Genomic DNA, 24,954 nt, shown 5'->3' with positions numbered 1-24,954 from the left:
CGAGACCGGGATGGGAAGGAAACGCGCCGGGGACGGATGCGGTTTCCGCACATTGCGTGAGAGGATGGTTTAGCCGTGAGCGAACACGACATTTCAAGCGAGACCTTGGGCGAGCCCAATCGCCGCGATTTCCTGTATCTGGCCACCGGCATGGCCGCCGTTGTCGGCGCCGGCGCGGCGGCTTGGCCGTTCATCGATCAGATGCGTCCGGATGCATCGACGCTCGCGCTTGCTTCGATCGAGGTCGACGTTTCCAGCCTCCAGCCAGGCATGTCATTGACGGCAAAGTGGCGCGGCAAGCCGGTCTTCATCCGCAACCGCACCGACAAGGAAGTCGAAGAAGCCAAGGCGGTTGCGCTCGATGAGCTGAAGGATCCGGTTGCGCGCAATGCCAACCTCGCCACCGATGCGCAAGCCACCGACCTCGATCGCTCCGCCGGTGAGGGTAAGGAAAACTGGATCGTGATGATCGGTTCCTGCACGCACCTCGGCTGCGTTCCGCTCGGTCAGGCCGGTGATTTCGGCGGTTGGTTCTGTCCCTGCCACGGGTCGCACTACGATACGGCCGGCCGCATCCGCAAAGGCCCGGCACCGGAAAACCTCGCCGTGCCGACCTTCTCGTTCGTTTCCGACACAGTTATCAAGATCGGTTGAGGGGACTACTGATTATGAGTGCTGATCATTCAACCTACACGCCAACGTCAGGCATAGAGAAGTGGGTTGATTCCCGTCTCCCGCTGCCGCGCCTCGTGCACGACTCGTTCGTCTCCTATCCGGTGCCGCGGAACCTGAATTACGCCTATACCTTCGGCGCGATGCTGTCGGTGATGCTGGTCGTCCAGATCCTGACCGGCGTCGTATTGGCGATGCATTATGCCGCCGAAGCGACCGTTGCATTCAACTCGGTCGAAAAGATCATGCGCGACGTCAACCACGGCTGGCTGCTGCGCTACCTGCACGCGAACGGTGCGTCCTTCTTCTTTATCGCGGTCTATCTGCACATCGCCCGCGGTCTTTACTACGGTTCGTACAAGGCACCGCGCGAAATCCTCTGGATTCTCGGCGTCGTGATCTACCTCCTGATGATGGCAACGGGCTTCATGGGCTACGTTCTGCCCTGGGGGCAGATGTCGTTCTGGGGTGCGACGGTTATCACCGGCTTCTTCTCGGCCTTCCCGTTGGTGGGTGAGTGGATCCAGCAGTTCCTCCTTGGCGGCTTCGCCGTCGACCAGCCGACGCTGAACCGCTTCTTCTCGCTGCACTACCTGCTGCCCTTCATGATCGCCGGCGTCGTCGTCCTGCACATCTGGGCGCTGCACGTCACCGGCCAGACCAACCCGACCGGCGTCGAAGTGAAGTCGAAGTCCGACACCGTGCCCTTCACGCCCTATGCGACGCTGAAGGATGCGCTCGGCGTCTCGATCTTCCTGATCGTCTACGCCTGGTTCGTCTTCTACATGCCGAACTATCTCGGCCATCCGGACAACTACATTCCGGCGGACGCGCTGAAGACGCCGGCTCACATCGTCCCGGAATGGTACTACCTGCCGTTCTACGCGATGCTGCGCGCCATCACCTTCAACATCGGTCCGATCGACTCCAAGCTCGGCGGCGTTCTGGTGATGTTCGGTTCGATCATCGTCCTGTTCTTCCTGCCCTGGCTCGACACGTCCAAGGTCCGCTCGGCCGTCTACCGTCCGTGGTACAAGCTGTTCTTCTGGATCTTCGTCGCCAACGCCATCATGCTCGGCTGGCTCGGCTCCCGCCCGGCGGAAGGTCTCTACGTCGTGATGTCGCAGCTCGGCACGCTGTACTACTTCGGTTTCTTCCTGGTCATCATGCCGCTTCTCGGCCTGATCGAAACGCCGAAGCGCATTCCGAACTCCATCACCGAGGCGGTGCTGGAGAAGCAGAATGCCAAGGCGCAGCCGAAGACCGCGCACGCCTGACCGGAACAGCGATTGATAAGGAACTCACAACAATGAAAAAGCTTGTTACAGGCATTCTGTCACTTGCTGTCGTCGCCGGTCTCGGTCTGGGAGCCGCTTTGGCCCAGGGCGAGGAAGCGGGCGGGGAGCACGCTGCCGGCGCCACGCCGCACTATCCGATCCACAAGCCGGAACAGCAGGATTGGACCTTCGCCGGTCTCTTCGGCCACTACGACAAGGGACAGCTGCAGCGCGGGCTCAAAGTCTACACCGAAGTCTGTTCTGCCTGCCATTCGATGGACCTCGTCGCATTCCGCACGCTTGAGGGGCTCGGCTATTCCGATGCTCAGGTGAAGGCCTTTGCGGCCAACTACGAGGTGCAGGACGGCCCGAACGGCGATGGCGAGATGTTCGCGCGCAAGGCCGTCCCGTCCGACCACTTCCCGTCGCCCTTCCCGAACAAGGAAGCCGCGGCCGCCGCCAACAACGGCGCCGCGCCACCGGACTTCTCGCTGATCGCCAAGGCGCGGGGCGTCGAGCGCGGTTTCCCGCAATTCGTCTTCGATATCTTCTGGCCTTACCAGGAAGGCGGTCCGGACTATATCCACGCGCTGCTGACCGGCTATCAGGAGCCGCCGGAGGGCGCTCAGGTCGCCGAAGGCACGCACTACAATCCGTATTTCGTGAGCGCGTCGGCGCTGGCGATGGCGAAGCCGCTGTCCGACGACCAGGTCACCTATGACGACGGTGCGCCGCAGACGGTGGACCAGTACGCCAAGGACGTCTCGGCATTCCTGATGTGGGCCGCGGAGCCACATCTCGAAGACCGCAAGCGCACCGGCTTCATGGTCATGGTGTTCCTGTTGATCTTGACCGGCCTGGTCTATCTCACGAAGAAGTCGGTCTACGCCAACAAGGAGCATTGATCGGAAGCTAGCATTGCCAGACCGCGCGTTACTGAAAAAGGCCCCGGCGGCAGCCGGGGCTTTTTTGCATAAAGCCCTTTTCTCGACGCGATCCGCGAATTGTCCTTCGGACCGCTTCAGTCTTCGACGGTCCATTGCGGGTTCCAGGCGATCTCCCACAGATGTCCGTCCGGATCATGGAAGTAGCCGGAATAGCCGCCCCAGAAACGATCGGACGCAGGATCGGTGACGACGGCGCCGGCGTCCGCCGCCTGCTTCATGATTATATCGACCTCGTCTTTCGAGTTGACGATATGACCGATCGATACCGCGCCAAGCGGCGCATCTGTCACGCTGATCTTTGCATCCTTAGAGAGCGACTGCGCCGGGTAAAGCGCCAGTATCAGCTCATCGCCCATGTGGAAGAAGACGACCGCGCCGTCTTCAAATTCCTCACCGATGATCCCCTTGGTCGGCAGGCCCAAGCCGTCGCGATAAAAGGCGAGGGATCTTTCCAGATCGTTCACCGCGAGCGTAAGGACTTTTATCCGCGGTCTCATGTCCGCCTCCTGTGTAGGCAGTCGCGATATTCCGGGTGCGCCTTCATGGTAGCGACGGTCCCCGATGGCCCGCGTCGCGATGCCATTCTGACAGACTACTGGAAATGGCGCCTCTTTTCACCCTTGGGGCGGCCGGAGACGCTGTGCTGGACAACATGTGGTTGCGCAAAAAAAAGCCCCGCTTTTTTTGAAGCGGGGCCATTGCGCTTTTGGCGTCTCGCCGGTGTGGCCTTTAGCTGAAGCGACCGGCTGCGTGGCCGAGCATGGTGTAGACCTTGCCGGTATCGGACGTCAGGTAGGTCTGGGTGATGCGCTTGTCCGGATCGTTGCGCGCGACATCTGCGAGCAGCTTTTCGAAATCGGCAATGTAACGGTCGACGGCAGTGCGGAACTCCGGCTCGCGATCATATTTCCGCTTGATCTCGTCGAAGGTCTGCTGGCCCTTGAGCGTATAGAGCCGGCGGGTGAAGACATCACGCTCGCCGCGCTGGTAGCGGCGCCACAGCTCGACCGACGCGTCGTGGTCGATCGCCCGGGCGATATCCACCGATAGCGAGTTCAGCGATTCGACAACGTGACGCGGATTGCGGCTGTCTCCGGCGCGCGATACAGGCTGGCTTTCAGCCGGTCGAGGGCGGGCCGCCTGTGGTTCTTCCTCGCGGGAGGCGGCGCGAAGCAGGTCGCGCATCCAGCCGCCGCCTTCCTCGGAACGTTCTTCGCCGGCAGACGGACGGGCGGGCTGCAACGGTCGCGTCGCCTGGTCGAGGCTAAGGCTGCCGCGCAAGGCGGTGGCTGGCGCGGCGGGTTGCTGCTGGGCCGCCGGTTGTTGCTGGATTGCCGGCTGCTGTTGGACTGCAGGTTGCGGCTGCGCGACAGGCGCTTGAACGACGGGGGCGGGAGCCGCCAGCGCCGGCTGCTGGCGAACCGGCTGGGCGACCTCGAGATGCGTGGAAGACTTGCCGATGATTTCGGACAGCTCCTGCAACGCCTTGATCTGCTCGGCAACGGCACGCCGCATCACTGCGGCATTCTCCTTGGCCTCTTCGGGCAGGTCGAAGGCGCCCCGCTTCAACTCCTCGCGGGTCATGTCGAGTTCCTTGCGGATCTCGCCGGCGGAGCGACGAATGTCGTCGGTCGCGCCGCTGAAGCGGTTGATCGCCTCGTCGATCGCCTGACGTACGGATTCGCGCAACTGCGTTGCAACGCCGTCCGACTTCTTGCCGCTTTCCGTCAACATGCGCTCGACGTCGGAGACCGAAGCGCCGATGCTGCCACGCAGGCGGGACGCCGCGTCCTTGGTGCGTTCCTCTGCGCTGGCGAATGCGCCGTCGAGTGCCTGGCTGGCTTCGTCGCCAGCCTTGGCTACAGCCTGTCGGAGAGCCTCGGAGGCACTGAGCGCGCGGCCTTCGATCTGCGACAGCGTTTTGTTTGCGTCGGCGATCGAGCTTTCGACGCCCGTGCGCAGGGTGTTGGCGATCTGGCGCGACCGCTCTTCAGCGCGCGAGAACACGCCCTCCACGGAGGCGGCAGCTTCGCCGCCCGCCTCGGCAAGGGTAGTGCGCATCGCCTCGGCGGCTTCCGCGGCCCGTTGCTCGGTGCTCGACAGAAGCCGGCCGACATCGGCGAAGGAAGACTGGATGCCGTTGCGGAGGTTTCCAGCAACCTGGCCGGAGCGCTCTTCGGCGCGCTGGAAGGCGCCATCGACGAAGCCCTCGAGCGCATGCATCGTCCGCTCAATCTCTTCCGAGCGTTGAACAAGACCGACGGAGAGGGTGCGCAGAGCGTCCTGCCGCTCCTCCAACGTGCTGACGAGGTTCGACTGGGCCGCGGCCAGCAGGTTGGAGGCCTGGCCGAGAACCTTCGAGTGATCCTCGAAGCGGCCGACGATTCCGCCGATCTGCGAGAGCGTCGATGCGGCCATGTCGGAGAGTTTGTCGACACGGCCTTCGATGAGGCGGGTGGAACTGGAGAGCATGTCGGATGCATGCCGCGTCGAATCCGAAACCTTCGCTGCGGCCGCCTCCAGACGCTGGTCCATGTCGCCGAGGCTGTCGTTTGCCTGTTCGATGACCGATGCGATGGCGGAATTGTTGGTTGCGAGCTGGTCGATCAGCCCCATAGCCGTCGACTGCAGGCGATTCTCGACCATCTTCATCGCCTTGGCCGTCTCTTCGGCGCGCAGCGAGATCGCATCGAGCGTTTCGCTGGTCCGCTCCGTGATGGCGTTGACGAGTGCGGCGTTTTCCGCCCGCAGCCGGTCTGCGCTTTCCTGGGTCAGGGCGGCGATACGGGCGGCGGCCTCCTTGCCGGTTGCTGCATATTGCTCGATGACTGGACGTGCCTGCTCGTCGAGAAGGCGGGTGAGTTCCAACGACCGACCGGCAAGCATCGAATTCAGCTCGCGGGTGCTTTCGTCGAGCACGCTGCGGATCGACTGGCCACGCGCATCGAGCGCCTTTTCCGCGTCCGTCAGGCTCTGCTGGATGCTTTGGGTGTGGCTGGCGATCTGATCCTTGGTCGAACTGAGTCGCGCGGTGGCGGAGTCGGCGGCGTTCGTGACCGTTCGGGCGAGTTCGGCATGGCGGGCCGCCGTCGCCGAGGCGGTCTCCTCGATCGAATTCGCGAACTCGGCATTTCGCGAAGCCAGCGCACTCGCGAAATCGGCCCCGGCCTTGGAAAGCAGGTCGGTGGAACGTGCGGCTTCCGCGTCGATCTCCTGAGCGGCTTCGCTGACGGCGCCTCTGAGGCTGGTGACAAGCGCCGCTGCCTTGCCTTCGATCGTCCGGTTGACGTTTTCGAGGCCAATGTTGAGGGCGCGGTCCATCGTACCGAGCCGTTCTTCGATACGACCAGCACCAGCGTCCATTGCGGAGGTGATGCGGTCTGTTCCGAGGTCCATCGCGGAACTGATGCGGGCTGCCGCGGTTTCGCTGATGCGGTCGATTTCGCCGGCACGTTCCCCGAGGCTGTCGGCGATCCGCTGCCCGGCACTGTCGACGATGGCGTTTACGCTGCCGACGCTGTCGCGGATTCTGTCTTCGAGGGAACCGAGGGTCGTTTCAATGCGGCCGCCGGCGTCGTCGACGACGACGCTGACGGTGCTGACGCTGTCGCGGACACGATCCTCGAGGGAGCCGAGGGTCGTTTCGATGCGACCACCAGTGTCGTCGACAATCGCGCTGACGTTGCTGACGCCGCCGCGAATGCGGTCTTCGAGCGACGCGAAGCTCGATTCGATCCGCGTGCCGGTTTCGTCGAGGCGGCTGCTGATGCCGTTGATCGAGATATCGACGCGATTGGTCAAAGTGTCGGCCGCCAGGCTGATCTGGTCGGCCGTCTCGGCGAGGCGCTCGGCAATGTTGCCGGTCGTCGAGCGCATGCGCGCATCGAGCGCTTCGGAGCCGCGGTCGATCGCGCTGGCGATCGAAGCCTGACGCTCCTCGAGCGACATTTCGAGCATGCTGGCGCTGGTTGCAAGCGTCGTCGCCATCCCCATCGCCTGGTCGGAGAGCAGTTCTTCCAATCGCTCGCGGCCCTGTCCGATGGCGAGGTTGATGGTGTTGACCTGTTCGTCGAGAGTCGAGCGCAACTGGGCGGTCTTGCCGGAGAGCGTCTGGTCGATTTCCGCGGCCTTGCTGGCGAGCGACGCGGCCGCCTCCGACGTGCGGGCGGCGAGCGCTTGCGTGCTGCGCTCGAGCGCGCCGGTGATCGAAGCCTGGCGCTCCTCCAGCGACATTTCGAGCATGCTGGCGCTGGTCGCAAGTGTCGTCGCCATCGCCATCGACTGGTCGGAGAGCAGTTCTTCCAGCTGGTCGCGGCCCTGGCCGACGGCGAGGTTGATCGCCTTTATGCGCTCGTCGAGCGTCGAGCGGATCTGGTCGTGCGTCGTCGTCAGCGTGTCCCGCAGATGCTCGGCCTTGCCGGAGAGCGTCTGCTCGATCTCGGCCGCTTTGCCGGCGAGTGATGCGGTCGCTTCCGTCGTGCGGGCCGTGAGCGCTTCGGCGATCTCTGCGCTCGTTCCTGCCAGCGAGTCGGAAATCTTGCCGACGCGGCTGCTCAGATCCTCGGCAATACGTGCACTCGTATCGGTGAGGGTGCCGGCGATCTGACTGACGCGACCGCCAAGATTCTCGGCGACCTCGGAGACGCTCTGCGAAAGCCTGTTCTCGATGTCGCCGACGCGGTCGGTCATCGTCTCGGCCACGGCCATGGCGCGGAAGGTCAGGCTGTCGGCAACGTCTTCGGCATGACGGCTGAGCGAGTCCGCCATCTCACTGGCGCGTGCCGACATGGTCGAGTTGATTTGTGCGGCGCGTTCGGAGAGCACGCTGTCGAGGGCGGTCGTCTGGCTGGCCAGAGTGTCGGTGATCGCCTGGCTGCGCTCCGACAGGACCCCTTCGAGAGCCGAAGTCTGACCGGTCAGGGCCGCTGAGATCGACTGGCCACGTTCCGAGAGGACACGCTCCAGCCGGTCGGCTGTGCCGCCGACCGCGTCTTTGAGCGCGCTCGCGCCGGAGGTGAGGGCGGTCGACAACGCGGCGGTGCGCTCCGAAAGCGTGTTGTCGAGGCGATGCTGGCTGGCGGCGATGGCGCTGGTGATCTCGTCGGTGGAGCCCATGAGCGTCTGCTCAATGCGGGCATGAGCCGTCTGCAAGCCGTCGATGAAGGCGGATGTCCGGGAGTCCAGACCTTCCGTCAGGCGCAACTCGCTGGTCGTCAGCGCATTGGCAAGCGCATCGGCGCGCTGACCGAAGTCGCCTTCGATCTTTTCCTGTGCCGCCGTCAGAGCGCCCATCAGCGAACTGGTCTTGTCAGAAAGCACGCCTTCGATCCGGCTGTGGGCATCGCCGATGAGGTTGCTGAGCTCCGAGGTGCGAGTCCCTATCGTTTCCTCGATGAAATCCTGCGTCGTTCCAAGCGCCGTCGCGAGCGTCAGGGACTGATCCGAAAGGGCCGAACTGATCTTCTCGACGCTGCTGTCCAAGGCCGTGCCGATCGCATCCGAACCGCCGGATACGGTTTCATTGATCCTGTGCAGGCTCTCCATCAACTTGGTGTCGAGCAGGCTGGCCCGCTTGTCGAAGGCGCTTGCAAATTCGTGGAAGCGCTCGTCGAAGGCGGTTGCCAGGTGCCCGACTGTCGTCTGCAGCTTTTCCTCGAAGAAGCCGCCGCGAAGGTCCAGGTCCATGATCGCGTCGTCGGCGCTCGACTTGAGGCTCTGGCGGAAGCTAGCGCCCTTTTCGTCCAGCGCGGAATTGAGCGACGAAAGCATGTCTTCGAGGCCGCCTGCAATCGCCTGCTGGCCGACACTGAGACTTTCGTTGAGATCGCGGGTGCGCGCGATCAAGGTTTCATTCAGTTGGCGGGCGCGGTCGTTAAGGGCGGTGTTCAGCTTCTCGGTGTTCGTATCGAGCGTCGAGGCACGGGTTTCGAACTGGCTGAGCAATTGTTCGCCGCGCTTCGTCAAGTTCTCGCTGAGTGCGTCGAGCCGTACGTCGAATTCTTTGCTGAGCGTCACGCCGGCGTTCGTCAGGCCGGACAGCAACGTATCGGTGCGGCTGTCCAGCATGGTGCCGAGGGTTTGCAGCGCATGGTCCGATTTCTCGCTGAGGGCCGCGGCACGCATGTCGATCAGAGATGCAAAGGCTTCGCCCGAGACCGCGATGCGCGAGGCGATATCTTCGCTTGCCAGTTCCAGGTCATCCTTCAGCTTGCCGTGGGCCCCGCCAATCGCCGAACGGATTCGCTCGGAATGGCCGATAATGGCTTCACGCTCCAGCCCCAGTTCCTGGACCAGGGTACGGACGCGCAGTTCGTTTTCGCTGTAGCTGCGTTCAAGCGCACTGACTTCGGAGTGGACCAGGGCTTCGAGTTCGGTTGCCCGCGCGATGGTGCGCTCGATGCCTTCGTTCATGGCCGACACTTCGCGCCGAACCGCCTGGCCGACGGTCATGACACGGTCTGCCGCCGCAGTCTCGGGTTCGGCCAGCCGCAGGGCGACCTCGGCCATCGAGCGGGCCGCATTGCGCAGTTCCTGGGCGCGCGCGATCATGATCGCAAAGGAGAAGAAGAGCATGACCGGCAACGCGATGCCGATCAGAATGCCGATCGCACCGGGTGTCGCTGCCAGATCGGCGAGAGAGCGTATCTGCCAGATCTGCGGCGCATAGAGGAGATGGCCAATCGCGACCCCGGCAAGCCCCCAAACCAGCGAAATCAGCGCTGCGACGCGGATCGCCGCGCGGCTGGATCGGACTTCGAGGGAGCGGAGCATTGCCGCGGGGGACCTGCGCGTATCGTCATTGGCCGGGGAAAGGGCTGGCTGCTTCGGGGCGGGCTCCGGCGCGAGGTTGCGAGGCGTTTCACTCGTCCGTGCCTTTTGTGCCTCCGGCGGCTCCTTGACGGCGCGCTTGTGTTCGGATGCGGCCGCCTTCTTGCTGGGCTCGGACACTTTTTCCTCCGGATCATCCAAGGAAGTCTTGTCGTTCAGGGCCGACTTCAGGTCGTCAAAGTCGATCTTCAGGGCAGCTTCCAGGGCCTGGAACGCCTTTTCGTCGATCGACTCGTTGCTCTTCTTCGTCGCCATAGGGATACGCCTCACTACTATTGCCCGCTCATGGCCGTCTCATTTGCGCCGATACCGGGGCATGAGACTCCCTCAACCAGGGCAGCGACCCGCAAGCTACGCGCAAGACAACTGCGCAATATGCCTATTGGTCACCACTGCATCGCCTCGATGGAATAGCCGCAGCTCTCGTCTCAGGACACCAGTCGCGCAGCTTATCCACCGGAACAGTTGCCACTTTCATATGCAGACCTGTTCCTAATCGTATCGTAGTGACACATTAGCCCGGTTCTTACAATTCAGTGCAATCCGCATTCGTTAGAATCCTAATGAATTCTTAATGGGGCAGCCGTGTCATGCTCCGAAAAAACAAGGAAATCAGCACGTTTAGCAATCGTTAACCATGCCTTCAGATTTCCCGCGCTGTCGCGATGCCCCTTAAGTCGATAGCAGCGCAGCCCCTGGATGATGCATGTCTGAAAACGATGCGGTGGCCGGATGCATTGTCGATTAGGACGCGATGTATCGTCAATTAAGGAAATGGGCTCATGGCTGCGCTCAAGATAGCCTTCGAAACGCCGGATAATCCGGCCAACGCGTCCCCGGTCGGGAGGCGGCCTATCGATTTCGTCGAGCTCGGCAAGCAAACCATGGGGGACAAGGGTCTCGAAATCGAGGTGCTTCAGCTCTTTGCGCGCCAGGCTCGCCGAACCATGGGCGAGCTCAGCGATGCCGATACAGACGGGTGCGGTCAGTCGGCCCACCGCTTGAAGGGGGCGGCGCTCGCGGTCGGGGCCACGCGTGTCGCCGAAGCGGCTGCCGCCATAGAGCGGCGACCGGCGGACTGGGACCTGCGCGCAGCACTTGGCGCAGCCGTGCTCGAAGCCGAGCTTTTCATCCTCAAGCTGTGCCGTTAGTCTTGGGTCATGCCGAACGCCTTCGGCGTTGAACGGTCGAGCGCGGTCGTCTTGCAGGGACGTCCACGCGACACCGGCGCGGGCTCGTGTTGACTGGCCAGCCGATTTGTTGGAAGAAACTGCCCTGAATTCAGGCCAGCGGTTCGCGCCGCGGGCCGTCGGCGCTCGCGGGCGGATCCCATCCATTCATTCCGGAAAGAGAAATGACAAAACTTACGATCGTAGCCTTTGACGGCACGCGCCACGACCTCGATGTCGAGAACGGCTCCACGGTCATGGAGAACGCGGTTCGCAATTCCGTGCCGGGGATCGAGGCCGAATGTGGCGGCGCCTGTGCCTGCGCAACCTGTCATGTATATGTCGACGACGCCTGGGCGGCGGCCGTCGGCGCCCCGGAAGCGATGGAAGAGGACATGCTGGACTTTGCCTATGACGTCCGCCCGACCTCTCGGCTTTCCTGTCAGATCAAGATAAGCGAGGCTCTGGATGGCCTTGTCGTGCATGTGCCGGAGCGCCAAGCCTAGCACGATGCGTAGTTTCAAAGTGCCACAGCGTCCTTTGCGCGTCCGAAAGACGCGTGGCGCTGTAGTCCTCTCCCGGCAAGCGCCCCTGTCGAATGCTCTCCACGCATCGAAGACATCGCGCAAAAAAATGCCCCGCTGGTCATGGCGACGAGCGAGGCAAGGAGGGCGTATCGCATACAGATGAGGGAGGGAGCACCTGCTGCACCAAGACACGCCAGGAGAACCTGTCTTGCCTCATCGCACGGGTCGCTACCGAGCACCCGCAAGCAATGAAGCGAACCTTTTTAAATACAAAGTCAACGATTTGGATGCGACGTCTTTACTGTCGATCCGCAAATAAATAACCACACCGCCGAGCGGTTGAACTTCAGCTCTGCCACTCGTTTCATGATGTTAATATAGCTGAGTCGTTTATCGCCGGCTATCGTTAGAATCCGCCAATAAAATACTGTGGGTTTTTGTGGCTATGGGCGGAGGTTTAGAGCGAAGTTCACACTGATCTTTCGGGCGGTCGCATTTGTGGTCGGTATGGAGCCGGGCCCCTAGCGGCAGCGTCGGCTAGCGCGCCGCCTTCGTCAGCGAGTCCAGCCGATATTGCAGCAGCCGTATCATCCGGCGGTCGAAGTTGGCTGCTTCCGTGCGGTCGAAGCGCGCCTGGTCCTTGTCGTGCCTTGCGACTTCGGCTGCACTCAGGTCAGCCACTCGAGCCTGCATAAGTTCGCAATTCGCTTCAGGCTTGAGCCCAAGAAAGGCCCTTTCCATGTGACGGGCGTGATTGCGCGCGATCTCGGCATGGCGCTCCTCATGCCGCTTGATGTCGGCTGCAAGCGTGTCCCAGACGAGCGCGAGATCGCGGCCTGCCTGTGGGCGATATTTCCAGCGTGGCAGAATGATGCGCGTGCTCAGCGTGACGCGTGCCGTGCCGACCGCGCAGCGCCCGCCGCGGCTGACATAGGTTATCGTGCCGCCGAACTTAATTCGCGTCGCGCCGGGGTGGCGGGTTCCGGTGTTCTTCATCAACGGCCCGCTGGCGGCAAGGGCCTTGTCAAGCTCTGCCGCCGTGCGTCCGCCGATCGAGAAGTAGGTGACGCTCTTGCTGATCAAGGTCTCGCCCGAGGCATTGCTGAGCGGGAGGCCGACGAGAAAGGCAATCAGGGCGGCTCTCAGCGAATTACGAACTCGGAACATAGGACGGCACTCTTGGATTGAAGTTGGCGCAAGCTTGGGGCATAGCCGGGGCGAGCGCAACATAAAATCGGCCCATTCCGAAGTCGACAAATCAATAGCTGCGTGAAAGAGTCGTGCTAACCCTTTGCTTTCAAAGGCGCCCAATCTTCACAAGGCCGACGAGGATGGCGCCGCTTAGAGCCGCGGACCGCCGGAAGATGACCTACAATCCATTTCAAAGATCTCGTTGGCAATTGGCGCATGGCCGTGTTCTGGAACTAGGGCCGCGCGGCGTTTTGATGGCAATCATCAACGTCACACCGGATTCCTTTTCCGACGGAGGGCGTTTTGCCGACCCCGGGGCAGCCGTCGCTGCGGCGACGCGCGCCCTCGAGGATGGAGCGGCGATCCTCGATATCGGCGGGGAATCGACCCGCCCCGACGCGGATCCGGTCGACGCCGCCGAGGAACAGGCGCGCATCCTGCCGGTCATCACGGCGCTGGCCAGCCGGACGGATGCGACCATCTCGGTCGATACCTATCGCGCCGAAACAGCACGGCTGGCGGTGGAAGCCGGCGCGCATATCGTCAATGACGTGCACGGTCTGCAGCGAGAACCGGCAATCGCGCATGTCGCTGCCGAGACCGGCGCGGGGATTTGCATCATGCATACAGGGCGCGATCGTCAGAAGCTTGGCGACGTTGTCGAGGATCAATTCCACTTTCTCTCCCGTTCGCTGCAGATTGCCTCCGAGGCAGGGGTTGCGCGCGACCAGATCGTCCTTGATCCCGGCTATGGCTTCGCTAAGGAAACAGATGAAAACCTGGAGCTCATGGCGCGTTTTGCCGAATTGCACCGGTTCGGCCTGCCGTTCCTCGTCGGTACATCGCGCAAACGCTTCATCGGCGCCGTTACGGGGCGTGAGGCGAAAGACCGCGACGCCGCTACGGCGGCGACGACTGCGCTCCTCAGGGCTGACGGCGCTGCGATATTTCGGGTGCATGATGTCGCAATCAACAGGGATGCACTGGCAATGGCTGATGCTATGCTCCACGCAAAGAACAGCCGACGGGACACGAAGCGATGACTGCGACCTACACGATCACCCTGAAGAACTGCGCGTTCTTTGCCCGCCATGGCGTGCTCGACGAGGAGGAGTTCCTGGGCCAACGCTTCTTCGTGGATGCGGCACTCGAGGTTGTGCAGGGCACGGCGCTGGCCGAAGACTGCATCGACGACACGGTGCATTATGGCATCGCCTTTGCGGAGATCGAAAGGATCGTCACCGGACGCAGGCGCTATCTGATCGAGGCTCTCGCTTTGGAGGTAGCCAAGACCTTGTGCGCACGCTTCCCGCAGATCCGGCGGGCCAAAGTTTCCATCCGCAAGCCCAACGCCCCGGTCCCAGGGGTCCTGGACTACGTGGAAGTCACGGTCGAGCATGTTGCCGAATAAGACGTGGCGGCGCGCTACTCTGGGGCTGGGCGGCAATATCGGCGACCCGCGCCGTGCCATGGCGGACGCCCTACGGGCGCTCGACGAGCGGCCGGACTGCCGGGTGGCGGCAGTTTCGCGGCTCTATAGGACGCCGCCCTGGGGAAAGACGGACCAGGATTGGTTCTTCAATGCCTGCGCAGCGGTCGAAACGACGCGCGATCCGGAAGCGCTGCTTGAAACCTGTCTCGAGATCGAGCGGGTGATGAAGCGGGTCCGAAAGGAGCGCTGGGGGCCGCGCACGATCGATATCGATCTTCTGACATTCGAAGGGGCGGTCTTGGCAAACGACCGGCTTCAATTGCCGCATCCGCGTATGACCGGACGTGGCTTCGTGCTGATGCCGCTTGCCGATATTGCGGCGGACCTCGAAGTGGCCGGCAGAACGGTCCGCGCGTGGCTGGCGGATGCAGATGTGACCGGGATCGAGGTGGCAGATGAAACGGCCGACTGGTGGAGGAGCCGCAATTGATGCTTCTCCGCTCGAGTTCCGGAAGGCTGTCGTGCGCCTACTGATCGTCACCGACATCCACGGTCGGCCGACAGCCGATCGTTGCCTGTCGCGCCATTTGCCTGGTGCGCAATGCTCGCTCGTCCGCACTTTCAGCCTCTCCGAATTGCTGGATGTGAAGTACACCGGCGAGCGACTGCATCGTGAGCTTGTTGAAAACGACGGATTCATCCGGGCCGCCGAACGTCTGGCCCGGCTGTCAGAAGCTGCTGACGTTGCGTTGGGTTACAGCGCCGGTGGCACTGTCCTATGGCATGGCGTGCTGAACGGTTTGGCCGTTGATCGCCTGATCTGCCTATCGTCGACGAGGCTGCGCGACGTCAGGGCCTCGGCCATGCCAAAGCCGGCCTTGGTTGTTTTCGGCAAGGACGACCCCAACCGCCCGCGCGAACGCTGGGCGAGTGGCTCGGCTGTGGAATGCTGCACGGTGTCCGGCGCCGGCCATGACTTCTACGCCATTGAAGGGCCAGCACTGAGGCTGTGTCTTGCCTGGATCACACGCTTCCTGAACCTGATGTAACTGTGATCGGAGCGCTCGATACAATTACTTGATCGAGCCCACCGCGATATTGTCCATCTGCCTGTTGAGGCTGACGCCGATGACCGGCACCATCGTCTCCTCGACCTTGACGGAGATCGTGATGTTCATCGTCTCGGCGTTTTGCAGGCGGGCGATCATTGCGCCATTCAACTTCTTGCGGTTGATTCCAACGACCACCTTATCGCTGGCAACGTTGCCGGAAACGATGTCCAGGCCCTTGCCATCGGCGCCGTCGAGGAATTGTCCGGTATAACTGGCACCCTTCTGCGTAATCATCGCTGACATCGGCTGCTTGAACACGCCGACGCGGCAAAAGCCGTCGAGCTTTATTCCGGCATCCTTGCCCGACGCCGGTTCGCCCGTCAGGTCGCAGGTGAATTTGGTGCCCTTGTATTTGCCGGCGACGATCTCACCGGGGCCCTTCCATTGGCCGGCGACCTTCTCGAAGAAGGCCTTGTCCCGGGCGCCGGAGGATGCTGGCGTCGCGACGCCGACAGTCGCTGCAAGCGCGATAGCGGCAACGCCGCGAACAATCAAAGATGGGCGCGAGAACATGATCGATCCTTGATGGGTCAACGTCGAAATCTGGAAACCACATTTGCGTTAAAATGGTTAATGGAGGGTTTCCGGTTGGCACGGGCAGGCATACTTCAGGCGCCGTTCGAGCCTCCGTATTTCGAAGCACCGGGCGTCAGATCAGCGAGAAAATCGCCTATGCCCGGACGCTTCAACGCGCGGAACGGCATCGGCCGGCAAAGATCCATGGCCGCAATGCCGATGCGCGCGGTCATGAGGCCGTTGATCACGCCCTCGCCGAGGCGGGCGGAGAGTTTGGAAGCGAGGCCGTGGCCGAGGACCTGTTGAATCAGGCTGTCGCCGGCGGCGATGGAACCGGTCACCGCCAGATGGGCGATCACGTCGCGCATCAGACGCAGCAGGCCGAGCGTGCCGGGTCGCCCTCCGTAGAGCTCCGCCATCGCCCGAATCATTCGCGCCGATTCGTAGAGGACGTAGCCAAGATCGACGAGCGCACGGGGACTGACGGCGGTGACGATCGAGACGCGTTTCGACGCGGCCAGGATGATTCGGCGGGCGTCGCGGTCGAGCGGGGCAAGCAGCTCGCGCTCTGCCAGTTCGAGGAGATGGGGCGCGTCGATGATCTCGCCCTCGGTTTCCGCAAGCCGCGCGCGGCCCCTGGCAGTGCGGGGATTGGCGGCAAGCAGCTGGACCAGTCGCGCCGTCGTCGCTCGCGCAGCCTTGCCGCTGCCAAGCGCCGCTGCTTCGCCGACCTCCGATTTTAGTGTCTGGATCGCCGTCAGTTGCGTCAGGCCGGCGAGCTCGCGGCCGACGACGACCAGGAAAGCGAGGATGCCGACCGCCACGACGGCGATCGCCGCATAGCCCAGCCAATCGGCACGCGAGAAGAGATCGCGAACGAGGCGGTCGATCCACAGTCCCATGGCGAGCGAAAGCACGATGGCAAGCGCCCCGGCAGCCACCTTGCCGAAGGAGAGGCGGCTCCGACGGGGGCGGGCCTCGGGCGGTTCGAGTGCCTCGATTGCGGCGGTCGTCGTGATGAACGGGTCCTCCGCGTCGGGAGTCATTGTGATCTCGTCGCTGAAGCTCGCCGGTGGGCGCCCCGGCGTCTGCGCGCGCGGTGCCGAACGCGTTTCGGACTCCATCGGGAAGACGGCGGGCTTGCGGGGGCGATGCTTCGGATCGTCGTTCATGCCAGTCGATCTCCGAGCAGGAACTGCATGGCCCGGTCGAGCCGGATGTGCGGAACGGAGAGCTTCAACCCGCCGCGGGTCTCGTCGAGATGCGGGGGGCGGAAACGGACGAAATTCAGCTCGGGCATTGCGTGTTCCGATCCGGTGGAAACCGACATGTAAGTGCCGTCAATACCTTGGAAAAAAACTTCAGGATCCTGCGGTAAGTCACCAGGAAATATGGCTGTTTTCCTTTCTCCGTCAAAAACATCGCCGTTGATCCTCTCGCCGTCGATCGGCGTGCCGACGATGACGGGCAGGGCGTGTCCGTCGTGATTGACGGTCGCCTCGCGCGTCGCCCGGACCGAAGCGAGCGCCATGACCTCCAGGCCGGCCCCGCTCATGCCGATACGGTCGGCAGCACGGCCGACGAGGCGCGCGGCGATCCGCTCGAGTCGATCATGGCTTTCATGGTGGAGGTGATCGGCCTTGGTTGCGGCGATCAGTACCCGATCGATTCGGCGCGTGAGGAAGGAAGAAAGCCACGAATTCGTCCCAGGTCGAAAGCAGGCGAGCACGTCTGCGAGAGCCTGCTCCAGATCCCTCAAGGCCTCCGGACCGCGATTGATCGCCTGCAGGGCGTCGATGAGGACGATCTGGCGGTCGAGCCGAGCAAAGTGCTCGCGAAAGAACGGGCTCACCACATGTGTCTTATAGGCCTCGTATCGCCGTTCCATCATCGCCCAGAGCGAACCTTTGGGCGCCCTTCCTTCGGGTAGATTCGGGAGCGGCGAGAAGGTGAGTGCGGGTGACCCCTCGAGGTCGCCCGGCATCAGAAAACGGCCTGGTGGCAGGGTAGAAAGCGAATGGTCGTCTTCCTTGCATGCCTTGAGGTAAGCAGTGAAGCTCTCGGCGAGGCGGCGGGCGTTGCCTTCGTCGGCAACAGTTTCCGCACCGCTCGCGGATGCCAGCGCCAGCCATTCCCGAGACAGCGCCGCGCGCGCGCCGATCCGTGCCCGCTTTACAGTCGTCTCGCTGAACTGCCGGAAATCCTGGGCGAGCAGCGGCAGATCCAGCAGCCATTCACCCGGATAGTCGACGATATCGATCGATAGGCGCCCCGCGGAAAACATCCGGTTCCAGCCGCTTGCGCTTTCGTAGTCGAGGGTGATGCGCAGTTGCGAGATTGCCCTTGTCGAATCCGGCCAGACACGGTCGCGCACGAGCGCGGCGATATGGTCCTCATATTGAAAGCGCGGCACCGCATCGTCGGGCTGGGGCTCGAGCCTTACCTTCGAAAGCCGACCGGAGCGGACCGGCTCGAAAAGCGGCAGGCGCCCGCCGTTCAGAAGGTTGTGGACCAGTGAAGAGATGAAGACGGTCTTGCCTGCTCGCGACAGGCCGGTCACGCCGAGGCGCAGGGAGGGACTGACGAGCCCGGCCGCGCGATCGGCGAGATTGTCCAAGGCGATCTGCGCGCCGTCTTTGAAGCTGGTCAGTAAGGACGCCAAATGTCTCCGTCCCTTTGGGGATTGTTCCATCGATCCAGCGTTGCTACCGCTATCCTACCGGGGTTACGGGCATCCGCGTGTCTCCGCGATATAGGAAATGTTTCCGTCGACGCAATGATGCACTGCCATTTGACCGGATTCCGGTTCGACTTCGTAGGTGGCGAAGTTTATCGCCTGACGACTTCCTCCGGCTCGGGAACCAGCAAAGTCGAAAGCACCGCGCTCGAGTTCCGACCGGCCGCGGGACGGGCCGAGAAATCGATGACGGCCAGTCCGGCTGGCGGATAGCCGTTCGCCAATGCCGCGGCGAACTGTTCCTCGCCAAGGAACTTGCGGAAAACGTCCTCGATCATCGGATTGTGTCCGACCAACAGCAGGGAAGCACGGCCGGCATGGGCCTCGACAAGATCCGTGTAGACAGCCGCCGGACCCGCATACAATTGGTCGACGTAACGGATGTCTATGTCTTCGCCAAGCGCGCCGCGGAATGGTTCGACGGTCTGGCGGCAGCGCACCGCGGTCGAGCACAGGATGATATCCGGGCATATCCCGTGATCCGCCGCACTTTGCGCGATCAGTTCCGCCTCGGCATAGCCGGTCTCGTCGAGCGTGCGGTCGAAATCCCGTTGCCCGGGCAGGGCCCAGCCGGAGCGGGCGTGGCGCAGGAGGATGAGCCGGAATGCCGGAGCACTGTCTTGCATATGTCCATCCGAATCTGATGCTGCCGGGATGCCGCGAACGGCTGTTCTTCACGGGATACCGTCGCACCGGTAACTTGTCCTCCTGCGGTCGCAAAGATCAAGCCGTTCTCCACGGTTTTCGCTCGGCATTCTCAACACCTTTTAAATGGCGCATGCTGCACACGATGTCGCAAATCGCACGCAGGCCAAACGATCAGGAGGACGGAGCCCGCGGTGTTGGCGGAAGCTTGCTGTCGGGCGCCAGCGGGAATATTATGAACAGCGTTTCATGTGTAAATTTGATGAAATATTCGCCAGTTAGCCTCGAATGCAAGCATTGTTAAAATAAGCGTAGGTGTCGTCCGCGAGGCTTGAATCGAGCCCTTCATAGGTCTATACACCGCCGCAATGAGATGTTCTTCAGGAGAATCGCGTTGAGTGAGAAGATCGATCTTAGTACCTATGTCCTCTCCGAGGACGGGGATTTCATGAATGCCAATCACCGGGCATATTTTCGTGCAAAGCTGAATGCCTGGAAAAACGATATCCTTCGCGAAGCCCGCGAGACTCTGGATCACTTGGCTGAGGAGAGCGCCAATCATCCGGATCTCGCAGACCGAGCCTCCTCAGAAACAGACCGGGCGATCGAATTGCGCGCTCGGGACCGCCAGCGGAAGCTCATTGCCAAGATCGACGCCGCCTTGCAGCGCCTCGACGAGGGCACCTATGGCTATTGTGAGGAGACCGGTGAGCCGATCGGCTTGAAGCGCCTGGACGCCCGGCCGATCGCGACGCTTTCGATCGAAGCCCAGGAGCGTCACGAGCGCCGCGAGAAGGTTTATCGCGACGAGTAACAATCGGGTTTCCGACCTGTGAAAACGGCGCGGCTCGGCCGCGCCGTTTTTCTTTGTTTATTGGGACAGCAATTCTAACAGCGGCGGCAGGTAAGCCGCGCTCTGCGGGTCAGGGTTTGCGACCAGCGGAAATGTCGGCCAGCATCCGGCTCATCTCTTCCTCGATCGTCTCCTCCTTGCGGCCGCCTTCCGATGCCGGGCCGAGTACTGGCTCCTGACGGGCGATTGTCGTCGGGCGAGCTTCCGGCCGCGGCGTCACGGTGGGTGCGAGCCGCTGGAGATCGCCGCTGATTTCCGCATCGAGGAACCGCTCGAACTCCGCCGCCTTGTCGACGGCGGCCGGTCTCTCCACCGCGGCCGGACTTTCGACGGCAACCGGTTCGGCTGGCCGGGGAGCGGGCGGGATCTGGACGGGCCGCTGAGGCTCCGGCGTCGCCGCTATCGGCTGCGGAAATCGCTCTTCGCGCGAGGGTTGGGTCATGGGAACGATCCGCTCGCGCGCAGCCCTCAGCATGTCTTGGGGCGTTTCGGTGGTGGGTACCGAGGCGATGACAGGGGCGGGCGGCGAGGTTCTCACGAGGGGGTCCGGCCGAGGCGGCGGTTCGACCGGCAGGGGGCGCTGCACGGTCGCCGTGGGCTTCGGAGCGAGCTCCGGCTCGCGCACGGGTACGGCGCGCGGCGGTTCATCCGACCCGGCCGGCCGCAGCGGCTCCAGCTTTGCGCTATCCGCGGCTGCCGGAGCCGAAACGGGTTGAGGAGCTGGCACTGCCGGCTGGGCCGCGACCGGGGGCTTGGAGGCCGCCTGTTCCAGCGCCGCGGTGACGGGAGCCGCGGCTGTCGCGGCGTCATCAGGCACAATGCGGCTCTCGATGACGATATCCGTGGGGCCGCCGATCATGATCAGATGCTCGACGTCGTCGCGGCGGACGAGCACGAGCCGACGCCGCGTATCGACGGCGGCGGCATCGAGCACGGCGAGCCGCGGCTGGCGGTTCTTGCCGCCCCGCACGAAGGGGGACGAGGGCCTGTTCCGCATGATCCAGAGAACCGCCACGAGGCACAGAAGGCCGATGGCGACGGCTCCGGCGGCGATGATGAATCGGCTACCGTTGTCCCCGACCAACGTTTCCATCATGGGCTGAACTCCTTTTTACCGGTCGAATTGCAACATTTGACGGCTTTTTTCGGGCCGGGACAAGGTTGCACCCGACATTCCCTGTGAATTGACCATTACGCTTCCGCCGAGACGCTTTCTGCTGTTATCTCTGATTGTTAAAGATGATTCCAGTTCGACGAAGCGGATGCGGCACGTTCGGATCTCGCAACGGCTTGTCGGATGCGGGCAACTTCATAGTACCCTTAAACCGGGCCGGTTTTGAGAATAGATTGTGCGGCAGTTCAATGCGCGGCGCGACAAGTCAGCGGGGTGCCGGCATAGCGGCGGACGACCCCGCCAGCAGGTGAGGACCCGATGACGAAACTGCGGCAATCAGGTGATTACCAGATGCCGGTCGTTGACCGGGGCGTGCGGCCGGGTACCGTGTTCAGGATCATTGTGCTGGCGATCGTGTTGACCGCGTCGGCTGCCGCCTTTGTCATCTTCAAGAACCAGCTCGAGAACGAAATCGTCCTCGGCATTCTCGGCGTGCTGGCGATGGTCGGCATATTCTTCCTGGTTTCGTCGGTCATCGGTTTCATCGAGGTCATGCCGCAGTCGCGCCCGGATGAACTGGCCCGCGCCTTTCTCGACGCCCACGAGGACGGCACGGTGGTCACCGATCGCAAGGGGCGCATCGTCTATGCGAACGCCGCCTACGGCGCCTTGACCGGCGCGAAGGGTGCCGGCGGCATCCAGTCGCTGGAAACCATCCTGTCGCGCAACAGGGAGGCGACCGAGGCTATCTATCGGCTCACCAACGGCCTGCACGAGGGCAAGCAGGGCCACGAGGAATTCCGCCTCCTGAAACCTCTGGCGAATGGCGCGATGACCGGCTCGGGCGCGCATTGGTTTCGACTGAAGGCGCGGGTGCTGCCGCTGGAGGACGCCAACAGCAACCCGCTTTATCTGTGGCAGATTGCCGATATCACGGCCGAGCGCGACGACCAGGAACGATTTTTCAAGGAACTGCAAAACGCCATCGACTATCTCGACCACGCGCCGGCGGGCTTTTTCTCCGCCGGCCGCAAGGGCGAAATCTTCTATATCAACGCCACGCTTGCCGATTGGCTCGGGATCGACCTCACCAAGTTCCAGCCGGGATCGGTCAGCATTGCCGATCTCGTCGCCGGCGAGGGACTTACGCTCATACAGGCCGTGCAGGCCGAGCCCGGCCTCAAGAAGACGAAGGTTCTCGATCTCGACCTGCGCAAGGGGAACGGCCAGAGCCTGCCGGTAAGACTGATCCACCGTGTTTCCTCGACCCGCGACGGCGCGCCCGGCGAAAGCCGGACGATCGTCATGTCTCGCGAGGGCGACGACGGCGATCAATCGGCGTCGAACGCGGCGATGCGGTTCACGCGCTTCTTCAACAACACGCCGATGGCCATCGCCTCGGTGGACGGCAATGGGCGGATCCTCAGAACCAACGCCCCGTTCCTGAAGCTCTTTGCCGGCCTTGTTTCGCAGGACGATGTCGAGCGCGGCGTCCTGATCGACGCGGTTATGCACGATGCCGAACGGGGCCAGCTCGAAGGGGCGCTCGCCGCCGCGAAGGACCGGCAAGGGGACATAGCGCCGATCGACTCGCTGCACCCGGCCGACGAGGGCCGCCACTTCCGCTTCTACGTGAATGCCGTCATCGACCAGAGCGACCAGGCGCCGGAAGAGGCGGCGATCGTCTATGCGCTGGAGATCACCGAGCAGAAGGCGCTCGAGAACCAGATGGCGCAGACGCAGAAGATGAATGCGGTGGGAACGCTCGCGGGCGGCATCGCCCACGACTTCAACAACGTGCTGACCGCCATCTTGCTCTCTGCCGATCATCTGCTCCTTTCGGCGCGGCCGGCGGATGCAACCTTCGCCGATCTGATGGAGATCAAGCGGAACGCCAACCGCGCCGCCGTCCTGGTGCGGCAATTGCTCGCCTTCTCGCGCAAGCAGACGATGCGGCCGACCGTCCTCAACCTCACCGATGTCATCGGCGATCTCAGGATGCTCGTCGACCGGATGACCGGCACCAATGTCAAGGTGGACGTGGACTATGGTCGCGACCTCTGGCCGGTGCGGACCGATCTCGGCCAGTTTGAGCAAGTGCTGCTCAACCTGGCCGTCAACGCCCGCGATGCCATGCCCGAGGGCGGTACCATAACGCTCAGGACGCGAAACATGCCGGCGAGCGAAGTCGCGGCTCTCGCACGTCGCGAACTGCCGGAAGACGACTTCGTCATGGTGGAGGTCTCCGACCAGGGCACGGGTATCCCGGCGGAGATTCTCGACAAGATCTTCGAGCCTTTCTTCACGACCAAGGAGGTCGGCAAGGGCACGGGCCTCGGGCTTTCGATGGTCTACGGCATCGTCAAGCAATCGGGCGGCTACATCTATCCGGAGTCGGAGGTCGGCAAAGGCACGACCTTCCGCATCCTGTTGCCGCGCCATGTGGAAACCGCCGAGGCGAGTGAAGAGCCTGCCGCGAGCGAGGCGACAGGCGCGATCGCTCCGGCACGGGCGAGCGAGCCGGGTGCGGCGCCAACCGAGCCCACGGATCTCACGGGCGATTCTGCCGTCGTACTGCTCGTCGAGGATGAGGAGGCGGTGCGTCGCGGCGGCAAGCGGATGCTCGAGACGCGCGGCTATACGGTTCATGAGGCAGGATCAGGCGTCGAAGCGCTGGATATCATGGACGAGCTCGACGGGGCCGTCGATATCGTCGTTTCCGACGTCGTGATGCCGGAGATGGACGGACCGACTCTCCTGCGCGAATTGCGGAAGAAATACCCGGACCTCAAGTTCATCTTCGTGTCGGGCTATGCCGAGGATGCGTTTGCCCGCAACCTTCCGGCCGATGCCAAATTCGGATTCCTGCCGAAGCCGTTCTCGCTGAAGCAATTGGCTGTGGCTGTCCGCGAGATGCTGGATTCCTGAGGCCTCGCAGCAGTCCGGAAGATGGCCCGGCGCTTTTCGCGGCGGGCGCAGATGTCTCTATTTCGCCTTGCCTGCCGCCAAGGCGACGGCGATTTCGCCTGCAAGACGCGCGTTGTTCTCGACGAGAGCGATGTTGGTCTCGAGGCTTCGGCCCTCGGTCATGTGGTAGAGGTTGTCGAGCAGATAGGGCGTTACCGCCTTGCCGGAAATCTCGTCGCTTTCCGCATTGTCCAGCGCACGCGCGATGTAGATTTCCATCTCCTCGCGCGGGATTTCGCTTTCTTGCGGAACAGGATTGGCGACCAGCATGCCTCCTTCGACACCGAGCAGGTCGCGCATCCGCTGGAAGTTGGCGATCGCTACCGGGCTGTTCAGCATCAGCGGGCTCTTGAGGCCGGAATCGCGCGACCAGAAGGCGGGAAAGGTCTCGCTGTCATAGGTGACGACCGGAACGCCCCTGGTTTCCAGCACTTCGAGAGTCTTGGGAATGTCGAGGATCGCCTTGGCGCCGGCGCAGACGACGATCACGCCGGTGCGGGCCAGTTCGTCCAGATCGGCGGAGATATCGAAGCTCTGTTCGGCGCCGCGATGGACGCCGCCGATGCCACCCGTCGCGAACACGCTGATGCCGGCACGGGCGGCGGCGATCATCGTTGCGGCGACGGTGGTCGCTCCCGTGCGGCGCTCGGCGAGGGCAAAGGCGAGGTCGGCGCGCGACAGCTTCATTGCCCCTTGGGTCTTCGCAAGCGCCTCCAGCTTCGTGTCGTCGAGGCCAATATGAAGCACGCCGTGGATCACCGCGATGGTCGCGGGGACTGCGCCCTGTTCACGGATGATCGCCTCGACGCTGCGTGCCATGTCGAGGTTGCCCGGATGGGGCATGCCATGGGTGATGATCGTCGATTCCAGCGCCACGAGCGGTGCACCACGCGCCCTGGCGGCTGCGACTTCTTCGGAATATTCGATCGGCAGGAAGGGCGAGGAAGGTTTTGTCATGGTCTTCGCT

The 24,954-nt window shown here is 63.0% G+C and carries 20 protein-coding genes; 11 read left to right on the top strand and 9 right to left on the bottom strand.

Going from position 1 to position 24,954, the window contains the following annotated elements; translation table 11 throughout:
* The first annotated feature begins 75 nt into the window (after positions 1-75).
* From petA to RHIBR816_RS0128015, 3 genes are read left to right on the top strand one after another with little or no spacing between them, the layout of a single operon-like run.
* Positions 76-654 carry a ubiquinol-cytochrome c reductase iron-sulfur subunit gene (petA, locus tag RHIBR816_RS0128025; RefSeq protein WP_018239898.1) on the top strand — a complete coding sequence of 193 codons (579 nt, stop codon included), beginning with the start codon at positions 76-78 and terminating at the stop codon, positions 652-654.
* Positions 655-668: 14 nt separating this feature from the next.
* The gene (locus RHIBR816_RS0128020; RefSeq protein WP_018239897.1) at positions 669-1,949 is read left to right on the top strand and encodes a cytochrome b N-terminal domain-containing protein; all 1,281 of its coding nucleotides are present in this window, start codon (positions 669-671) and stop codon (positions 1,947-1,949) included.
* Positions 1,950-1,981: 32 nt separating this feature from the next.
* On the top strand, positions 1,982-2,854 hold the full coding sequence (locus tag RHIBR816_RS0128015) for a cytochrome c1 (RefSeq protein ID WP_018239896.1): 873 nt from the start codon (positions 1,982-1,984) through the stop codon (positions 2,852-2,854).
* Positions 2,855-2,970: 116 nt separating this feature from the next.
* Here RHIBR816_RS0128015 and RHIBR816_RS0128010 read toward each other — a convergent pair whose 3' ends face one another.
* A complete protein-coding gene (locus RHIBR816_RS0128010) occupies positions 2,971-3,393 on the bottom strand; it encodes a VOC family protein (protein WP_018239895.1) in 423 nt (140 codons plus the stop codon).
* A 232-nt stretch (positions 3,394-3,625) separates the two neighbouring features.
* A complete protein-coding gene (locus RHIBR816_RS0128005; RefSeq protein WP_018239894.1) occupies positions 3,626-9,979 on the bottom strand; it encodes a kinesin in 6,354 nt (2,117 codons plus the stop codon).
* Between the two features lie 527 nt (positions 9,980-10,506).
* On the opposite strand from RHIBR816_RS0128005, the gene RHIBR816_RS0128000 reads away from it, so the two are divergent.
* Together RHIBR816_RS0128000 and RHIBR816_RS0127995 are read left to right on the top strand one after the other, a co-directional pair.
* The gene (locus RHIBR816_RS0128000) at positions 10,507-10,875 is read left to right on the top strand and encodes an Hpt domain-containing protein (protein WP_018239893.1); all 369 of its coding nucleotides are present in this window, start codon (positions 10,507-10,509) and stop codon (positions 10,873-10,875) included.
* 203 nt (positions 10,876-11,078) lie between these two features.
* Positions 11,079-11,399: a 2Fe-2S iron-sulfur cluster-binding protein gene (locus RHIBR816_RS0127995; RefSeq protein WP_018239892.1), complete on the top strand. Its 321-nt coding sequence runs from the start codon at positions 11,079-11,081 to the stop codon at positions 11,397-11,399.
* Between the two features lie 558 nt (positions 11,400-11,957).
* Here RHIBR816_RS0127995 and RHIBR816_RS0127990 read toward each other — a convergent pair.
* Positions 11,958-12,587, bottom strand: coding sequence for a DUF922 domain-containing Zn-dependent protease (locus tag RHIBR816_RS0127990; protein WP_018239891.1), 630 nt, complete (start codon positions 12,585-12,587; stop codon positions 11,958-11,960).
* A gap of 197 nt (positions 12,588-12,784) precedes the next feature.
* On the opposite strand from RHIBR816_RS0127990, the gene folP reads away from it, so the two are divergent.
* From folP to RHIBR816_RS0127970, 4 genes are read left to right on the top strand one after another with little or no spacing between them, the layout of a single operon-like run.
* A complete protein-coding gene (gene folP, locus RHIBR816_RS0127985) occupies positions 12,785-13,654 on the top strand; it encodes a dihydropteroate synthase (protein ID WP_026187510.1) in 870 nt (289 codons plus the stop codon).
* Entirely contained in the window at positions 13,651-14,022 is a 372-nt protein-coding gene (gene folB / locus RHIBR816_RS0127980; protein WP_018239889.1) for a dihydroneopterin aldolase, read from the top strand. Before folP ends, folB begins: the two co-directional genes overlap by 4 nt.
* Positions 14,009-14,533 (top strand): 2-amino-4-hydroxy-6-hydroxymethyldihydropteridine diphosphokinase, encoded by a 525-nt coding sequence (gene folK / locus RHIBR816_RS0127975; RefSeq protein WP_018239888.1) that lies wholly within the window; start codon positions 14,009-14,011, stop codon positions 14,531-14,533. The genes folB and folK overlap by 14 nt, the downstream gene beginning before the upstream one ends.
* Before the next feature lie 31 nt (positions 14,534-14,564).
* Positions 14,565-15,092, top strand: a complete 528-nt coding sequence (locus RHIBR816_RS0127970) for an alpha/beta hydrolase (protein ID WP_018239887.1) — start codon at positions 14,565-14,567, stop codon at positions 15,090-15,092.
* Between the two features lie 24 nt (positions 15,093-15,116).
* Here RHIBR816_RS0127970 and RHIBR816_RS0127965 read toward each other — a convergent pair whose 3' ends face one another.
* From RHIBR816_RS0127965 to RHIBR816_RS0127950, 4 genes are all read right to left on the bottom strand, one after another.
* Complete coding sequence (locus RHIBR816_RS0127965) at positions 15,117-15,668, bottom strand: hypothetical protein (protein WP_018239886.1); 552 nt, start codon at positions 15,666-15,668, stop codon at positions 15,117-15,119.
* A 95-nt stretch (positions 15,669-15,763) separates the two neighbouring features.
* Positions 15,764-16,843 carry a YcjF family protein gene (locus RHIBR816_RS0127960; RefSeq protein WP_018239885.1) on the bottom strand — a complete coding sequence of 360 codons (1,080 nt, stop codon included), beginning with the start codon at positions 16,841-16,843 and terminating at the stop codon, positions 15,764-15,766.
* Positions 16,840-18,333 carry a YcjX family protein gene (locus RHIBR816_RS0127955; RefSeq protein ID WP_018239884.1) on the bottom strand — a complete coding sequence of 498 codons (1,494 nt, stop codon included), beginning with the start codon at positions 18,331-18,333 and terminating at the stop codon, positions 16,840-16,842. The genes RHIBR816_RS0127960 and RHIBR816_RS0127955 overlap by 4 nt, the downstream gene beginning before the upstream one ends.
* A 167-nt stretch (positions 18,334-18,500) precedes the next feature.
* Positions 18,501-19,034 carry a histidine phosphatase family protein gene (locus RHIBR816_RS0127950; RefSeq protein ID WP_018239883.1) on the bottom strand — a complete coding sequence of 178 codons (534 nt, stop codon included), beginning with the start codon at positions 19,032-19,034 and terminating at the stop codon, positions 18,501-18,503.
* A 413-nt stretch (positions 19,035-19,447) separates the two neighbouring features.
* Here RHIBR816_RS0127950 and dksA point away from each other — a divergent pair, with 413 nt between their 5' ends.
* The gene (dksA, locus tag RHIBR816_RS0127945) at positions 19,448-19,867 is read left to right on the top strand and encodes an RNA polymerase-binding protein DksA (protein ID WP_018239882.1); all 420 of its coding nucleotides are present in this window, start codon (positions 19,448-19,450) and stop codon (positions 19,865-19,867) included.
* 109 nt (positions 19,868-19,976) lie between these two features.
* On the opposite strand, the gene RHIBR816_RS0127940 is transcribed toward dksA, so the two are convergent.
* Positions 19,977-21,002, bottom strand: a complete 1,026-nt coding sequence (locus RHIBR816_RS0127940; RefSeq protein WP_018239881.1) for a flagellar biosynthetic protein FliO — start codon at positions 21,000-21,002, stop codon at positions 19,977-19,979.
* A gap of 336 nt (positions 21,003-21,338) precedes the next feature.
* Between RHIBR816_RS0127940 and cckA the strand changes: the two genes are divergently transcribed.
* Positions 21,339-23,948, top strand: a complete 2,610-nt coding sequence (gene cckA / locus RHIBR816_RS0127935; protein ID WP_026187509.1) for a cell cycle histidine kinase CckA — start codon at positions 21,339-21,341, stop codon at positions 23,946-23,948.
* Between the two features lie 57 nt (positions 23,949-24,005).
* On the opposite strand, the gene RHIBR816_RS0127930 is transcribed toward cckA, so the two are convergent.
* Positions 24,006-24,944: a pseudouridine-5'-phosphate glycosidase gene (locus RHIBR816_RS0127930; protein WP_018239879.1), complete on the bottom strand. Its 939-nt coding sequence runs from the start codon at positions 24,942-24,944 to the stop codon at positions 24,006-24,008.
* Positions 24,945-24,954 lie beyond the last annotated feature (10 nt).

It is taken from the genome of Ensifer sp. BR816 (assembly GCF_000378985.1).
Lineage (GTDB): Bacteria > Pseudomonadota > Alphaproteobacteria > Rhizobiales > Rhizobiaceae > Sinorhizobium.
Note: the sequence above shows the minus strand (reverse complement) of the source record. Positions and strands in the feature narration are given on the sequence as shown.

What these genes read in the sequence shown, in the direction of transcription:
- RHIBR816_RS0127950 (WP_018239883.1), bottom strand. Translation starts at nt 19,034, where the DNA reads ATGCAAGACAGTGCTCCGGCATTCCGGCTCATCCTCCTGCGCCACGCC.
- RHIBR816_RS0127965 (WP_018239886.1), bottom strand. Translation starts at nt 15,668, where the DNA reads ATGTTCTCGCGCCCATCTTTGATTGTTCGCGGCGTTGCCGCTATCGCG.
- RHIBR816_RS0127960 (WP_018239885.1), bottom strand. Translation starts at nt 16,843, where the DNA reads ATGAACGACGATCCGAAGCATCGCCCCCGCAAGCCCGCCGTCTTCCCG.
- RHIBR816_RS0128010 (WP_018239895.1), bottom strand. Translation starts at nt 3,393, where the DNA reads ATGAGACCGCGGATAAAAGTCCTTACGCTCGCGGTGAACGATCTGGAA.
- RHIBR816_RS0128015 (WP_018239896.1), top strand. Translation starts at nt 1,982, where the DNA reads ATGAAAAAGCTTGTTACAGGCATTCTGTCACTTGCTGTCGTCGCCGGT.
- folP (WP_026187510.1), top strand. Translation starts at nt 12,785, where the DNA reads ATGACCTACAATCCATTTCAAAGATCTCGTTGGCAATTGGCGCATGGC.
- folK (WP_018239888.1), top strand. Translation starts at nt 14,009, where the DNA reads ATGTTGCCGAATAAGACGTGGCGGCGCGCTACTCTGGGGCTGGGCGGC.
- RHIBR816_RS0127990 (WP_018239891.1), bottom strand. Translation starts at nt 12,587, where the DNA reads ATGTTCCGAGTTCGTAATTCGCTGAGAGCCGCCCTGATTGCCTTTCTC.
- cckA (WP_026187509.1), top strand. Translation starts at nt 21,339, where the DNA reads ATGACGAAACTGCGGCAATCAGGTGATTACCAGATGCCGGTCGTTGAC.
- RHIBR816_RS0128005 (WP_018239894.1), bottom strand. Translation starts at nt 9,979, where the DNA reads ATGGCGACGAAGAAGAGCAACGAGTCGATCGACGAAAAGGCGTTCCAG.
- RHIBR816_RS0127995 (WP_018239892.1), top strand. Translation starts at nt 11,079, where the DNA reads ATGACAAAACTTACGATCGTAGCCTTTGACGGCACGCGCCACGACCTC.
- RHIBR816_RS0128000 (WP_018239893.1), top strand. Translation starts at nt 10,507, where the DNA reads ATGGCTGCGCTCAAGATAGCCTTCGAAACGCCGGATAATCCGGCCAAC.
- folB (WP_018239889.1), top strand. Translation starts at nt 13,651, where the DNA reads ATGACTGCGACCTACACGATCACCCTGAAGAACTGCGCGTTCTTTGCC.
- RHIBR816_RS0127940 (WP_018239881.1), bottom strand. Translation starts at nt 21,002, where the DNA reads ATGATGGAAACGTTGGTCGGGGACAACGGTAGCCGATTCATCATCGCC.
- RHIBR816_RS0127930 (WP_018239879.1), bottom strand. Translation starts at nt 24,944, where the DNA reads ATGACAAAACCTTCCTCGCCCTTCCTGCCGATCGAATATTCCGAAGAA.
- RHIBR816_RS0128020 (WP_018239897.1), top strand. Translation starts at nt 669, where the DNA reads ATGAGTGCTGATCATTCAACCTACACGCCAACGTCAGGCATAGAGAAG.